This window comes from Salmonirosea aquatica (assembly GCF_009296315.1).
Classification (GTDB): domain Bacteria; phylum Bacteroidota; class Bacteroidia; order Cytophagales; family Spirosomataceae; genus Salmonirosea; species Salmonirosea aquatica.
Genome location: NZ_WHLY01000002.1, coordinates 5,839,853 through 5,854,175, shown reverse-complemented (window position 1 = coordinate 5,854,175; position 14,323 = coordinate 5,839,853). Strand labels below are relative to the sequence as shown.

The window sequence follows — 14,323 nt, the reverse complement described above, 5'->3', positions numbered from 1 at the left end:
ATATGTTTTTAAAGAAAATAGGTTTTTGGATCGTCTGGATCCTGCTTTGCCCGATCGTCTTTGGCTACTATGTGGTTTCCGATATCCGCCATAAGCGCTGGAAATATCCGACCGCCTGGCTAAAAACGGGCCTGGTGAGGCAGAGCGTTTGGCAAGAGCTATTCCGTCATAAGAAATGAAAGAGTTTCTGATGAACGGCCGAAAGCACAGCTTCCCCGAAAACTGGACGGAAGTGCCGAAGGCACAGTTGCCCGAAGTGCTCAAGCTGGTTTTTGTGGAACCGGAAAGCGGCTCGACCTACCACGAGCTGCTCCGGGTGCTGCTGGGCTTCTCGGGCTACCAGTGGCGCAAGCAGATGCGCCATTTCTTCGGGGCCTCCCGCTCCGAAGAACACAAAGTGGCCAGTACCGAGGCGCTGGCCGAACTGCTCAGGCCGCTCCACTGGATGCGCACCGATGAGCTGACGGTACCGCCCTTCGCTTCCATCACCGTCGACGGCCAACCCTGGCTGCTCTTCGAGCCGGGCCTGGCCACCATGAGCTTCGGGGAGCTGACCGATGCCTACATCCACGCCCAGGCCTTTGTGAAGCAGCTGGTGGAAGGGGAGGAGCGGCTCGACTACCTGGTGGCCACCGTCTGCCGGCCGGCGCTTCCGGAGCGGGACCGGCAGGCCCCTGAATGGAACGGCGACCCCCGCGAATTCTACAACGAACACCAGGTGCGCGCCCGGGCCGTGCGGCTCCGCGGACGGTTTGCGGAGCAGAAGGTGCTGGCCCTGGTGTATTTTATGGGCAGCCTGAAGGATTTCTACGCCCACTTCGACATTTTCGAGAGCGGCGAAAGCGGCCCTCCCAGGAAGGAGGACTACCCCGGCCAGGCGCTGATCAAGAACCACCACCTGCTGGCCGAAAAGCAGATCTTCGGCAACATGGCCGCTACCCGCCAGGCCAATGCCCACGAGGTGTTCCAGTTCCTGGAAGAGCACCACAAGGATGTAAAGGCGGAGAACGAACGGATAAAAGCCCAGAATGATGCCTGAACAAAATCCCACCGATGGTCTTTTCTGGCCCTACCTGGAACCCATCCTGCGCGCCCAGCCCGGCGTGAATTACGTGCAGCTGTCCGACGCCAACGGCATGGACCGCCTCCTGGAAGACTCCCGCTCGGAGGAGGTCTACCCGGGCATCTTCGTGATGCGGCCGCGCTACCGGGGCCGCCTGGTGGAGAACGCCCTCCAGCTGGCCATGTTCGAGATGATCGCCTATTTTTTCTGCTATGCCGACTCGCAGCAGCGGGAGGACGTCGACGCGGCCTACCGCCAGGCGGAAGCGACCGCCAGCACCGTGCTGAAAAAGCTGCACACCGACCACCGGTGCTATGCCAACTACCTGGATTTCGACAGCATCCAGATGGATCCCGTGCTCTACACCACCGGTAGTGACGCCGCCTACGGCTACGAGCTTAAGCTGAAAATGGGCCTGCCCGCCAACGAAATTTATTCCTGACCATGATCGACGCACTAGCCACCGGCCTTACCTTCCTGCCCCTCAAATTCACGCGCAACGCCCTGCTGCACCGCATCGAGGCCGCCGACCCGGCCCTCACCAGCCGGGTGGGCCTGTCGTACCAGCTGACGCTGCTGGTGCCGGAATTCCCGTTTTCGGGCAACCTCGAGGCGCTACACACCTCCGAGGGCCGCGAGGCACCGGTGGAAGAGCAGGGCGGCATTCAGCGTTACGCCGGGGCGGAGTTCCGCTACAACGGCGGTCGCAACGGCAAGCTCGACGGCCTGCTCTCACACGCCAAGCCACGCCGGGCCCAGAACGTGCTGAGCCTGTCGCTGACCCAGACGACGGCCTTCTGCCTGCGCGAGAACGTGACGGGCGGACTGCCGGCGGTGAACCTGGAAAAGACCCTGCCCAAGGCCCAGGCCATTAAGGCCGGCCTGGCCAATGAGGACTTCGTGGCCTTCGGCGAGGCCTTCTGGAACGTCTGGCAGGCCGAGCACCGGCAGTTCCTGACCTGGCAGCCCGACCACAAGCGCGTGGGCCGTAGCCAGGAGGAGTACCTGTACTTCCTGCTGAATATTTCGCCCGCTCCGGAGCAGGTGCGCCTGCGGGTGCAGCACTACCCGGCCGACGGCTCCATTCCGGAGGCGGTGACGGTGCTGACGCTCGACAACCCGCTGCTCTATGCCGTGGTGGGCTGCCCGGTGGGCGCGGCCGTGCTGGGGATTCCGGCCACGGTGACCCGGTATGAGGTGTGGCTTTCCGACCAGAACGACCGCCGCCTGAGCGAGACCCGCACCTACCTGCCCGACGATGCCTACCAGCCCCAGGAGCGGAGTGTGCTGTTCGTCAACAGCCTGGGGGCTGGGACACCCTGCGGCTGACCGGGCAGGGCCAGCGGACGCTGTCGGTGTCGCAGAATGTGGCCGAAGTGGAGCGGCCTGCCGACGCCGGCGTCGACTTCTCGGAGCTGCGCGTGATCCACACCGAGGGCGAGTACCAGTTCCAGGCCAGTACCGGCTACTTTGGGACCGATGCCACGGCCTACCTGCGCTACCTGGACGAGCTGCTGCTGGCCGACGAGCTCTACCTGGTGACCGACAAGGGCCACCGGCCGCTGCAACTGCTGACCAGCACGCTGGTCGACGAGTACGACGACGCCGACCTGGTGGCCCGGACCTTCTCGTTCCGGATCCTGGACACGGTGGAGAACTTCTCGGTGCTGCCGGCCGCCGCGCCGGTGCCCCTGCGGGCCACGCGCTGGCGGGGCGTCAGCCTGGTGCCCATCCTGGATGCGTACGGCAAGCGGACCGGCAAGCTGGTGTTCCAGCGTCTGGAACAGGTCTATGCCGACGACGCCAGCCTGGTGAAGCCGTATACCGTCAAGGCCAACGCGCCGGGTGATCCGGACTACATACCGCCGATCGTCGACCACAGCATCCTGGTGGGCTCCACGCCGTATCCCAGTGCGGCTATCGTCCGCGCGGGCACGTTCCGGCGCACCACCTGCGGGGCGGGCTTCCTGGGGGGGCGGCCACGATCAGCATCGAAGCCGGCCGCTACGGGGCCGAGAAGCCCGGCGATGCCGACGCCCTGGCCGAAGCCGAGTACCGGAGCCTCAATACCCAGGCCTACGCCGATGCCAACGGCAGCTGCACGGTTAACAACACGCCTGTCCACCTGGCCATCGAGCACCTGATCCCGATGAATTCCAGCCTGGTCGCCACGTCCAGCGGCAAGTACGGGCCGGTAGTAGCCCTGCGGGTGAACAATACCGAGCTGGTGCCCAACTCCATCGGGCTTACGCCTTCGGTCGTACGCCAGTCGGAGGGTACCCTGCCGCCGGGTACCTACGACATCCTCGTGTCGGTGCAGTACAGCAACCAGCCGGTCCATGCCTGCAAGCTGGTGCTGGTGGGCAAGGGCCGGGAGTTCGCCGTGACCGATGCGGGCTTCTTTCTCTTTGACCAAATCGTCGTGAACAGTTCCGACGAGCCACTCATCATGCAAGTACAGAATCCATGATCCGTATAAACGGCCAGGAGGTATACACGCCGCCCGGGCACAAGATACACTACGCCCTGGTGAACCCCTACCTGGTGTACGACAGCGTACCGGGCAACCAGGCCCAGCTGCCCGCCCTGCCGGCCGTGCGCCATAACCGGGCCATCTTCTCCTACTACGAGGAGCCGCAGGCCGGTGCCTACCTGCCCGAGCTGGAATTCCAGCACTTCTACGGCGGAGAGCTGATCCGGGAAGGGTACCTGATCCTGACCGAGGCCAGCGAAATGGGAGGATATAAGGGTACCTATACCGACAGGCTCGGCCTGTTTTTCGGAGCGTACCAGAACCTCTCGATGCAGGAGATCGACTTCGGTACCATCGAAGCACCAACGCCGCTGCCGGTCGTCATCGTGGACGAGGGCATGATTTGTGTTTGCTTCCCGACGATCCTGAACGAGGCGTTTTACGGTACCAACGGCGCGTCGGTGTCCTACTCCGGCCGGGTGAACGACTACCAGGCCGGAGCCTACGTCACGGGGCCCAAGGTGCCTCATTTCGGCGTGGCCTGGATCCTCAAAAAGATGGCCGAACTGACGGATACCACCGTCGACGGCGACTTCTTCGAGCATCCGGAGTGGAGCCAGCTGGTGCTGGCCAACATGCGGGCCTGGGAGGCCGGGCCGATCGATATCAGCAATCACCTGCCGCCCTGGACGATCGGCCAGTTTCTGCTGGAACTCCGGAAGGTACCCAACCTGAAGCTGAGCTTTAACCCGGTGAAGAAACACCTGCGGATTGATTTCTGGGAAAACGATCTATTGGCCGAAACCACGCGCAACTGGACTGGCAGGGCGCTGCTGGGGGAAACCAAAACGCCTGAGCCCAATAACAGGATCCAGCTGGTGATGGCTGTCGACGGGAGCGATGCCCTGGCCAAGGACAAGCCAGTGCCGCTGGCCGACTATATTTCTCCGGAGGTACCTGGTGGAAAAAATGGGATTGCCAAGGTGGAGATGAAGTTTTCGACCCTGCTGACCGATACCGGCACCGGCCTGGCCATGTGCCGGCAGGAGGGGCAGACCAGTCAATTTGCCCAGGATGCCAAAACCTGGGACCCGCGCCTGTTGTTCTGGCACGGCCTGGTAGGGGGAGTACCCAAGGCGACGAACACGCTGGGGGATTATTCGCTGTTCCCGGCTGTCCTGGCCACGACGACTTGGAAGGAAACGATCGCGCTACGGAAACGGATGTTTTACCTGCAAAAGTCCTTGGTGCTGAGCGAGACCGACCTGGCCCGGCTGGACTTTGCCAAGAAGATCCACATCGAGGGGGTGGACTATCTGCTAGCCCAGCTGAACATCACGGTGCCGATCCGGGACAAGGCCACGGCGCTGCTGATCGGGGGCGTCTAGGAACGCTTCCAGGACTGATGCTCCCGCCATTCTTTGCGGGTGGTCTCTTCCGGAGCAGGGAAGAGCAAATCAGTGAACGCATGCCAGTACCAGCGCACGATGCGCCACCACCGGGGTGACTTTCTTACCTTGTTTGGGTTTGCTGGTACCATACAGCCATGCGCTTTAGGGTGGCCAAAATGACTTCTTCGGGAGCTTCTTCCCATACCCGGATCAACTCCAACGATAGCCGATCGGAATGTGGAACCGGCACTTTCACGGTCAGTGGGGAAACTTCATCGCTTTCGCCGCTAATGAGTATCCGGACCAGCAGGGCTGGCTTGCGGGTATGAACGATAAACTGGTCATTCGTTTTGGCCAGACGATTGCTGGAGACTAAGAAGCGCGGCGGTTTCATTGATTTTGAGCCGGACCGCGACTTCGTAGCTTACCTTTTCGGATTCCTGCTCGGGGTACTTGACCACGTGCAGCAGCAGGAATTCTCCCTCGTAGGTGATGTAGTAAGGCACCAGAAGATTCTCCCGAATGTAGATCGGAATTCTCCTGGCCTGCCACTTACGGCCACGGCCCATGATTCGGGAGTAGGCGGCTTTGCCGGCTTCCACCCCTTCCTGCCAATTTAAATTTTCCATCGAATGCAGATTTTGGACAGGTTGCGCTCCTGTGTTCGGGCGGAAAAGTAGTACAATTACTTGTCCTTTCCAACGGGGGCCGGGTGGCAGTTTTTTGTACCCATACTTAAAATTAGCCATGAAAAAGGAAACCAAAGCCCCCGCCATCCGGCGGAATGCCGCCCAGCGGGAAATGAAAACGCCCATCTCCTATTACGGGGGAAAACAACAAATGCTCCGGCACATCCTGCCCAAGATCCCCTCCCACAAAATCTACATTGAACCCTTCTTCGGGGGTGGGGCGGTATTCTGGGGCAAAGCCCCTAGCGAGGCCGAAGTGGTCAACGATATCAACCATCGGCTGATTACCTTCTACAAAGTGCTGAAATACGACTTTGACGATCTGCTGGTCAAAGTGGATGAGACTTTCCACAGCCGCGCCCAGCATAAGGAATCTGACGAGTTCTACGAATCCCAGTTGGAGGAGATCACCAACCCGGTGGCCTGCGCCTGGGCGGTGTGGCTACAGACCAACATGAGCTTCGGCACCATGATCGGCGGGGGCTTCGGCTATGACCGGGGCGGAAAGTGTGCTTTGAAACTCTTCAATAAGAAGGAAATGCTGACGCAGGCCTACAAGGATCGCCTCAAACGCGTGACCATCGAGTGCTACGATGTCCTCAAAGTGATCAAGGCCTACGACTGTGAAGATGCCTTCTTCTACCTGGATCCACCCTACGTCAGCTCCCAGCAGGGCCACTACGCCGGCTACACGCTCGACGACTTCCGGGCGCTGCTCGACGCCTGCGCCAAGATGAAGGGCAAGTTCCTGCTCAGCAGCTATCCGGAGCAGCTGCTGATGGACTACCGGGATGAGTTCGGCTGGAACCGGGAGGATCATACCAAGGCGCTCCTGGTCGACGGCCGGCGCAAAGAAAAGAAAACCAAGGTCGAGTGCCTGACCTGGAATTATTAACTGTGTTTGTCGGAAAATAAAAGGCCCTGCTCACTGAGCGGGGCTTTCTTTTTGTCCTTTCGTGGGGTTTGAAAGCCCGCCAAATTAGCTTCTGTAAACCATTCCGGCGGCATTACGTGGCGAACTTCGGCGATCATCCCATCCTGCAAAAACTTTACGAGGACCTGGCCAAACGCTCCGAACGGGCGTTCGAGGATGCCGTGCGCCGGGAGGGGCTGGTGGATACCGGCGAACTGCTGGAATCGATCAAGGCCGGCACGGTGGAAGTCGGGGGGAAGACGATCTCGACGTCGGTGCTTTTCAGCACCCTGCTCCGGCTCAAAGACGTGAAGACGATGCAGTACTTCACCATCCCGCCGCTGGCCCCGCTGCTGCAATGGGTCGAGCGGGTAGGCCTGAGCAAGTTCGCCTACGTGCCGGGCTATCCCCAGGGGGTACGGCCCGCCACCGAGACCGAGCAGATCTACCGTATCGCTTCGGGCATCCAGTACAACCTAAAAGCCCGGCCCAACGTGAGGCGGGGCTACCGGGGCATCTACAACGAGGAGCTCAAATACCGCATCCTGCCGCAATTCTACGAAGACCTGAAAGCCGCCACGAGCGTGTACTCCCTGCAAAGCCTGGAAGAAGCCCTGGGCTTCGATGTGTCGGTGCCCACACCCTCAGATGGCATGAATGCCGGCCGGATCCAGGCGGCCTGGAACGCCCGCGACACCAAGCTGGCCCGGAAGAATGCCCAATAATCCACACCATACACAAGTGATCGATGACGAATGATCAAATAAAGATCGAGATGCTGGGTGATGCCACCAAGCTTCAGAATGAAATCGACTCGACGAATACCAAAGCCAAGGAACTCCGGAAGACCATCAAAGAGATTGAACTGGATGGGGGCAAGGGTTCGGAGAAATGGCAGAAGTACAAAGCTGAGCTGAAAGGTACCGAGGAAGCGGCCAAGAAACTGGCGCTGGAACTGAAACAGATGAACGTGGCGGATATGACGATCCGCCAGTTGGAGCAGCATGCCAAGGCGCTGGCCAAAGAGTTGAAAAACGCCGATCGGAGCTCTCAGGATTTCGCCACCAACAGTAAACGCCTGGGCGAGGTGGAGCAGGAGCTGGCCAAAGCCAACAAGCAGGCCAAGGAATTGAAAGGGGCGGGGGATGACCTGGCCAAGCCGGGATTGTGGGGGAAGATATCATCGGGGGTAAAATCCGTGGGAACGGCCTTCCAGGCCATCATGGCGTTGCAGATCCTGCAATTCATTATCTCGATCGGTACCAAGATTTTTGAGACCACGGCCAAATTTGAGAAGTACGGCAAGGTACTCGAGACGGCTCTCGGTTCGCAGAAGGAAGCCAAACAGAGCATGGAGGCCATTAAGAAAATGGCCGCGGAAACCGCCTTTTCGGTGGACGAGCTGACGGATGGCTACGTGAAGATGGTAAACCGAGGGCTGCGGCCTTCGCAAAAGGAAATGGTGGCCCTGGCCGACCTGGCGGCTTCCCAGGGAAAGACCTTCGACCAGCTGGTGGAAGCGGTACTGGATGCGCAGCAGGGGGAATTCGAGCGCCTGAAGGAATTCGGGATCAAGGCCAAAAAGGAAGGGGATAACGTTTCGCTCAGCTTCAAAGGGCAGACCCAGACCGTCAAAAACAACGAGCAGGCCATCTACGACGCCATGATCGCGATGGGCGCGATGACCGGTGTAGCCGGCCAGAATGCCGAGATGATGCAAACGCTCGACGGCAAATCCTCCAACCTGGGGGATAGCTTCGATGCCCTGACGGTGGAGCTGGGTACCGGCCTGAAACCGGTATTCATCGCCATCATTGACCTGATCCAGATGGCACTACCTCTCATTGGTTTCCTGGGGAAAGCCATCGGGACGGTGGTGCTCGTGGCCAAGAGCCTGGTGATGGGGGTAGTGGACACCGTGATGAACGCTGGTAAATCTATCTTCTCCCTGGTGGAAGCGGGCAAGCTGGCATTGGAAGGCAACTTGTCAGGGGCTAAGACCGCGATGGACCAATCCTCAAAGTACGCGGAGAAGTCAGTGTTGGCCATTAAGAATAATGTGCAGCAGGGGGCCAAGGAAATTGCCAACATGTGGGTGAATCCGGACGCGGCCGTGAAGGCGGAATTTGCCGGTAAGAAGCAGGGGGACGCCTACCAGGGGCAACTTACCGACGCCCAGAAAAAGGAGGCCGCCAAACGGGAGAAGGAGGCTGAGAAGGAGGCCGCCAAAAAGAAGAAAATCGAGGAAAAAAACCTGGAAGATATCGGCAAAGCCAATGAGAAAGCCCTGGAACTGCTGGCGCAGCTGGAAGCCGAGCATGATCAGAAAACGGCCGATAATTCGCTGGAAGTGGAGACGGCTAAGATTGAGGAAAAACGCCGGAAGCGCTTAAAGGAAATCAACGATTCGCTGGCCGACGAAAAGAATAAGGAGGCGGCCCGGGTGGCGATCAACCGTAATGCCGATGCGGAGCTGGAGAAGGCTCAGGCTGATTTCCTGAAAAAGAAACGGGCGGCGGAAGCCGAAGCGGCTCAGAAGCGGCTGGAAGCCGAGAACTTCATCCGGGGGCAGGAGCGGCAGGCCGAGATGGCCCTGCTGGACTGGAAGGAGATCCAGGCCCGGGGCAATGCCACCAAACTCGTTGCGATCAAGAAGGAGCGGCTTGACTTGGAACTGCGCTTCCTCAAAGAGAAACTGGAAGCCGAGCGCCTGGCCGAAAGTCAGAAAGCCGCCACCGAGATCACGGATTTGGAGCAGCTCGCAGTGGCTCTGAACGCCATCGACGCCCGCTACCAGCAGGAGGCCGTAACCGCCGAAGCCAAGACCGCGGCGGAGAAACTGGCGATCGATAAGGACTTGCAGGAGAAGAAGAAGGCTAACCTGAAAGCCTACTCCGACATGTTTGCGTCGCTGCTGAAGGGTGATCTGGATGGGTTCATGAGTACGGCGTCGTCGATGCTGCAAGGCCACAAGACGAAGCTACAGGAGCAGATGTCGGCGGACATGCAGTACTACGAGATGGGGGCGCAGGCCGCTACCCAGGCCGTGGCCTTCCTGAACAACCTGGCCCAGCAGAAAGCCGAGAAACATATCGCCGAAGCCGCCCGGGAGCGCGACGCTAAGCTGGGCATCCTGCAAAACGAGCTGACCGTCACCGAGTCGCTGATCACCAGCAGCTCCAACTACGTGCAGGCGCTGAAGGATGCGGAGACGGCCCGCCTGACGGAGTTGCAGCGCATCCTGACCAGTGAGACCACTTCGGAGGAAGAGAAGCGCGATGCGCTCAAGAGGTACTATTCGGAGCAGTTCCAGCAGATGAAGGCGGCCGAAGAGCAGAAAATCAAGGATCTGCAACATGAGGCCAACCTGGCCAAGACCGAGGACGAGAAGCAGGCCATCGAGGCCAAGATCAAACTGGCGAAGGAAGAGTCGGAGACCAAGGTCAAGCTGGCTGAAGAAGAGCTCGAATCGAAGAAAAAGACCATCGACGAGCTGACCACCTTCACCACCGAAACTACTGAAGCGGTGCTGGCCGAAGCCACGGAGGCCTCCGAAACCCAGGTGAAGCTGGCCGAAGACGAAGCCCAGCAGAAGTACGACACCAAGGTCGACCTGGAGGAGGCGATCGCCGAAGAGAACCGGATCTACCGGGAGAAGGAAAGCGCCGAGAAGAAAAAGGCCTGGGAGGCCCAGAAGAAGGCCGACATCGCCACGGCCTTGATCACCGGGGCGCTGGCGATCCTGAAGGCCCTCGCCAATTTTTTTCCGCTGAATATTGTTCTGGCCGCGACGGCCGGCGTGGTGACGGCGATCCAGATCAACAAGATCAAGAACCAAACCCCACCCCAGTTCGACCACGGGGGCTTCGTAGCCCGGGGCGGCCGGCACGGCAGCCAGTACGGGCAGGGGGGTATCCAGCTCATCGACCGGGCGAGCGGCCGGGAGGTGGGCGAGATGGAGGGTGATGAAGCGATCGTGTCGCGCGAGCAGACCGAAGCCAACTGGCCGATCATCGAGCGGATGTTCCGCAACGCCCGCACGCCGGGCATGCGCGACAAGCCGGTGGCGGCTGCTCCGCCGATGGCCTTCCGGGACGGTGGGCGGTTCGAGAGCCCGTACTTCGAGAAATCGATGTACCTGTTCGGCATCAAGAAGAAGAAGAAGGAGGCCGAAGAGATGGCCCGGCAGGCCGAAGCCGACGCGGCCAAGGCAGCGGCGGAAGCCGAAGCCATGATGGACAGCTATGGTTTTGACGATGCCGGCGCTTACGGCGGCATCGACCAGGGGGGCGTCGGCATCAACGGCGACACGGCCGCAGCCCAGGCCGCCCACGAGAAGGCCCAGAAGCAGGGCGAGATGCAGCTCCAGCTGTTGCAGGATATCGTCGACGGCCTGGTTGTGACCGTCGAGAAGCTCGACCAGGTGTCGACCGCCGTGGTGGGTACGGGCAATGAGATGAGCGGCGGGCTGAGCCGGGTGGAGAGCGCGGTGCGGAGCGTGGAAGGGGCCGTGAACGCGGCCAACACCCAGGGCCGGTTCAGCGAGCTAATCGGGGCCATCAGCAGCCTGGGAGGCACCACGGGAGGATAGTGCCTGAAACTTTGCCACTTTGTGCCACCGGCACTCGGTCCGTTGAAGAATAAATAACTATTTTTATCACCTTAATGCGTAGACCCACGAATGACTAAGAAAATCACGCTCAGCTTACCCGTTTACCTCAAAAAATTCTTCCTCTATGAGTACCATGGCTACCAGGTCGAGCGCAACGGCAGCACCTTCGACGAGATCCACATTGAGAAGTCGAGTGAGCTGGGCAAGCTGATCCACCTGATCAGCCGGCCGATCCCCTTCACGCAGGCCGTGCAGAAGCCTTCCGGTCCGGGCGTGCTCTCGATCCGCTACTATTCCCGCGAGAAGATCCACGAAGTGCCGGTGGAGAAAATACCGCTGCTGGTGGCGCAGATGGAGGAGATCTTCCGGAGGACGATCATCTGTGAGGTGCGGGGCATCCACGACACGGTGGGGGGCGACTACGGGCCGTACGTGGCGCAGTCGCTCAAGCGCCGGAGCATCGAGCGGGACGTGGACCTGGACTACCAGACGGCCCGGAAGATCTACCGCGACCACATGGAAAAACTCATCCGGAAAAACGCCAAAATAAATGCGTAGAAAGTAACGCAAATGCGCAAAAGGTAACGGATTTGCGTAGGAAGTAACGAGCCGGTGCAAACCGTCCTCCGGTTCTGACGCCCTGAAACGGCCCTGGCAGATAGCCAGGGCCGTTTTTGCTTTCTTTTTCCGGCGGAAAAGCCCGGAAAACCGTCCTTTTCCGGGGCCTAAAAGGCCCGTAGTTTCGGGCCATGATCGGACAGCGGGAGACTCTTGGCGCGCAGCAGCAGTCCCGGCCCAACGCCGGGTACCTGACGCACGTGTACCTGATCGCTACCTCGGGGGTGGCTTTCGTGCTTTCACCCGGAGCCGACCTGGTGCTTCCCGCACCCGGAATCGGGCTGGTGCCCGGGCCATGGTGACCGAAGTGAAGTGCCGCCCGCTGACGGCGACACTGAACGAGGCCCGGGCGACCGGCAGTGACGGTGAGGCCTACCAGGTGGACTGCCAGCTGCCCATCCTGGCCGATGCGCCCGAACTGGTGGCCTGGGTGAACCGCCACGGCCGGCGGCGCTTCGTGCTGCTGGCCCGCGACACGCTGGGCAACTGCTACCTGAGCGGAACGCCGGCCAACGGGATGCGGCTGAGCTGGGGTAGGCAGATCACGGCCCGCCACAGCCAGAACCTGGTGGTGCGCGGGCTGAGCCAGCGGCCCCTGGCGCGGCTGGCGTCGGTGGATCCGGAGGTGCTCTTTCCCAACCGCGAGTTCGATTACACGTTCGACCTGAGTTTTTCTTAATCCACTACTATGCCCTGGAATTATGACGATGCCCAGATCAACGGGATCATCGACGGCAATCTAAAAGACTCCCCGCCCAACCCGGCGCAGGTGAACACGGCTTCGGTCGTGCGGACCTTGTTGAAAGCCATGTGGGCGGCCATGCGCGGGCAGGTGAGTACGGCCGTGACCTCCATCGATGCGGTGAACGCCTCGCTGGTGAGCCGCAGCCTGAACCTGAACGCCGTCGTCTACATACGGGCCGATGTGGGCGATGACACCCGCACCGGCGAGACCAGCGCAAGCTCCGGTTCTACCGGTGCCGTCAAGACCCTGGCCCGCGCCATCCAGCTGCACTCGGGCAAGACCCAGAAGCTCAGCATCCGCATCACCTCGGGCAACCTGGCCGTCGACAGCGACCTACAGATCATAGTCCCCGAACTCACGATCATGATTTATGCGGGGGCGAGCCTGAACTTCATCAAGAAGACGGCCGTCAAGGACGACGCCAACGTGACCGTCGGCGAGGGTACCTACTGCCTGAAATGCTTCACCGACAACCTGCTGGTGCGCGTCGACGGCAATTTGATCGTGCAGAACCACGCCGGCAGCAGCGGGACGGGCAACCCCTTCTACTACACCAATGCCCAGGGGGCCATCGCCATCTGTATGGACCAGGAGGCGGTTTTCGGCATCAGCTACCAGACCATCCAGCTGACCCACTACGGGGCGGTGACCGTGGGCAACAACGCAACGCTGTTCACCTACGGTACCAACGGTACCAACGGCTACGGCTCGGAGCTGGCCCGCTACAAGCGGGTGTACCTGGGGGGCGGCTCGCTGACCCTGGGCAGCAACGCCACCGAGTCGGCGCTGAAGACCGACAAGCTGCGCGAGACGCTGGTCTTCGAGGGCAGCGGCGTGTCCAAGTCGGTCAACATCCGCCGCAGCTACGCCTTCGCTTTCGAGATCGTCTACAACGACGGCTGCACGATTTCGGTGCAGCCCGCGGCCAACTGCTCGGCCAATGCCAACAACACGCTGACCTTCACCGGCACGGCCGGCAAGACGGTCACCGTACGCCTTACCTCTAACCTAATACTGTAGTATTATTATGATACACGAAATTACCGTTGCCCCGCATCCGGATTATCCGGACTGCACCCATACGGTGGCCGTGCGGGGCATCAACATCCTTCTGGATGGGGAAGAAGTGCAGCTGGTGACCGTCTCGACGATCTACGACGCCTACGGCGAAATCTGCCGGCGCACCGAACCGCGGGAGGTGATCCTGCGGGCCACCGACGAGAGCTTCGTCGACGCCACCGGCGCGCTGGTGGACGGGCCGGCCAATGGCACAACGGTCTTCCCGCAGTTCCAGGCGATCTTTGACCAGGCCTGGCCGCTGCTGCTGCCCTTCGTGGCGCAGGGCGTGGCCAACGGCGTAACCCAGGGCCGCTACCTATGACCCAGTGGCCCCAGATCAACATCCGCAAGACGCGGCCGGGGGAGGGCAATCCCAGGAAGACCGACCAGTTCATCACCACCGAGGACTTTGCCTACTTCCACCCGCTGGTGGGCCGCCGCGTGGTGCCGGCCGGTTTCGTGACCGACGGGCTGTCGGTGCCGCAGGTGTTCTGGCCGCTGGTGCCGCCGCACGGCATCGGGTTTCCGGCCGCCGTCGTGCACGACGACTGCTACATCAACCAGGTGGGCGTGATCGGCAACGGGAGCTTCTTCAATGAGGCCCGGCGTATGGCCGACTCGGCTTTTTACGAACACCTGATTTTGCTGGGCATGCCCCGCTGGGAGGCTAGGCTGGCCTATTTCATGGTGTCGCGCTTCGGGGAGAGGGCCTTCCGGCGCTACCGCAAGCCGGTGGATGTGTGGGAATCAAAAGACTGAG

At 60.8% G+C, this 14,323-nt stretch carries 17 protein-coding genes and 1 pseudogene; 16 read left to right on the top strand and 2 right to left on the bottom strand.

The window, feature by feature from the left end:
- The first annotated feature begins 2 nt into the window (after positions 1–2).
- The 7 genes and pseudogenes from GBK04_RS31085 to GBK04_RS25240 all read left to right on the top strand — a co-directional run bounded on the left by GBK04_RS31085 (position 3) and on the right by GBK04_RS25240 (position 4,924).
- On the top strand, positions 3–179 hold the full coding sequence (locus GBK04_RS31085; protein WP_373331330.1) for a hypothetical protein: 177 nt from the start codon (positions 3–5) through the stop codon (positions 177–179).
- Positions 176–1,039 (top strand): hypothetical protein, encoded by an 864-nt coding sequence (locus tag GBK04_RS25265; RefSeq protein WP_152764570.1) that lies wholly within the window; start codon positions 176–178, stop codon positions 1,037–1,039. The genes GBK04_RS31085 and GBK04_RS25265 overlap by 4 nt, the downstream gene beginning before the upstream one ends.
- Positions 1,029–1,505, top strand: a complete 477-nt coding sequence (locus GBK04_RS25260) for a hypothetical protein (RefSeq protein WP_152764569.1) — start codon at positions 1,029–1,031, stop codon at positions 1,503–1,505. Before GBK04_RS25265 ends, GBK04_RS25260 begins: the two co-directional genes overlap by 11 nt.
- Before the next feature lie 2 nt (positions 1,506–1,507).
- A complete protein-coding gene (locus GBK04_RS25255; protein WP_152764566.1) occupies positions 1,508–2,392 on the top strand; it encodes a hypothetical protein in 885 nt (294 codons plus the stop codon).
- A 622-nt stretch (positions 2,393–3,014) separates the two neighbouring features.
- Positions 3,015–3,107 (top strand): annotated as a pseudogene (locus GBK04_RS31080) (hypothetical protein); the annotation flags it as partial.
- Between the two features lie 105 nt (positions 3,108–3,212).
- Positions 3,213–3,533 carry a hypothetical protein gene (locus GBK04_RS25245; RefSeq protein WP_152764561.1) on the top strand — a complete coding sequence of 107 codons (321 nt, stop codon included), beginning with the start codon at positions 3,213–3,215 and terminating at the stop codon, positions 3,531–3,533.
- Positions 3,530–4,924, top strand: coding sequence for a hypothetical protein (locus tag GBK04_RS25240; RefSeq protein ID WP_152764559.1), 1,395 nt, complete (start codon positions 3,530–3,532; stop codon positions 4,922–4,924). Before GBK04_RS25245 ends, GBK04_RS25240 begins: the two co-directional genes overlap by 4 nt.
- Here the strand turns inward: GBK04_RS25240 and GBK04_RS31075 are convergent.
- Both GBK04_RS31075 and GBK04_RS25235 read right to left on the bottom strand, forming a co-directional pair.
- Positions 4,921–5,076 (bottom strand): hypothetical protein, encoded by a 156-nt coding sequence (locus GBK04_RS31075; RefSeq protein WP_373331329.1) that lies wholly within the window; start codon positions 5,074–5,076, stop codon positions 4,921–4,923. The genes GBK04_RS25240 and GBK04_RS31075 overlap by 4 nt on opposite strands.
- A gap of 192 nt (positions 5,077–5,268) precedes the next feature.
- On the bottom strand, positions 5,269–5,556 hold the full coding sequence (locus tag GBK04_RS25235; RefSeq protein WP_152764557.1) for a hypothetical protein: 288 nt from the start codon (positions 5,554–5,556) through the stop codon (positions 5,269–5,271).
- Between the two features lie 118 nt (positions 5,557–5,674).
- Here GBK04_RS25235 and GBK04_RS25230 point away from each other — a divergent pair, with 118 nt between their 5' ends.
- From GBK04_RS25230 to GBK04_RS25195, 9 genes are all read left to right on the top strand, one after another.
- A complete protein-coding gene (locus tag GBK04_RS25230) occupies positions 5,675–6,511 on the top strand; it encodes a DNA adenine methylase (protein ID WP_152764555.1) in 837 nt (278 codons plus the stop codon).
- A gap of 68 nt (positions 6,512–6,579) precedes the next feature.
- Positions 6,580–7,254 (top strand): hypothetical protein, encoded by a 675-nt coding sequence (locus tag GBK04_RS25225; RefSeq protein ID WP_152764553.1) that lies wholly within the window; start codon positions 6,580–6,582, stop codon positions 7,252–7,254.
- A gap of 23 nt (positions 7,255–7,277) precedes the next feature.
- Positions 7,278–11,120, top strand: a complete 3,843-nt coding sequence (locus GBK04_RS25220; RefSeq protein WP_152764551.1) for a hypothetical protein — start codon at positions 7,278–7,280, stop codon at positions 11,118–11,120.
- 90 nt (positions 11,121–11,210) lie between these two features.
- Positions 11,211–11,699, top strand: a complete 489-nt coding sequence (locus GBK04_RS25215) for a hypothetical protein (protein WP_152764549.1) — start codon at positions 11,211–11,213, stop codon at positions 11,697–11,699.
- Positions 11,700–11,890: 191 nt separating this feature from the next.
- Positions 11,891–12,061: a hypothetical protein gene (locus GBK04_RS31070; RefSeq protein ID WP_373331328.1), complete on the top strand. Its 171-nt coding sequence runs from the start codon at positions 11,891–11,893 to the stop codon at positions 12,059–12,061.
- Entirely contained in the window at positions 12,055–12,438 is a 384-nt protein-coding gene (locus GBK04_RS25210; RefSeq protein WP_152764547.1) for a hypothetical protein, read from the top strand. Before GBK04_RS31070 ends, GBK04_RS25210 begins: the two co-directional genes overlap by 7 nt.
- 9 nt (positions 12,439–12,447) lie before the next feature.
- On the top strand, positions 12,448–13,524 hold the full coding sequence (locus GBK04_RS25205) for a hypothetical protein (protein ID WP_152764545.1): 1,077 nt from the start codon (positions 12,448–12,450) through the stop codon (positions 13,522–13,524).
- A 7-nt stretch (positions 13,525–13,531) separates the two neighbouring features.
- Positions 13,532–13,885, top strand: coding sequence for a hypothetical protein (locus GBK04_RS25200; protein WP_152764543.1), 354 nt, complete (start codon positions 13,532–13,534; stop codon positions 13,883–13,885).
- Positions 13,882–14,322 (top strand): DUF1353 domain-containing protein, encoded by a 441-nt coding sequence (locus tag GBK04_RS25195; protein ID WP_152764541.1) that lies wholly within the window; start codon positions 13,882–13,884, stop codon positions 14,320–14,322. The genes GBK04_RS25200 and GBK04_RS25195 overlap by 4 nt, the downstream gene beginning before the upstream one ends.
- The last annotated feature ends 1 nt before the right edge of the window (position 14,323 follow it).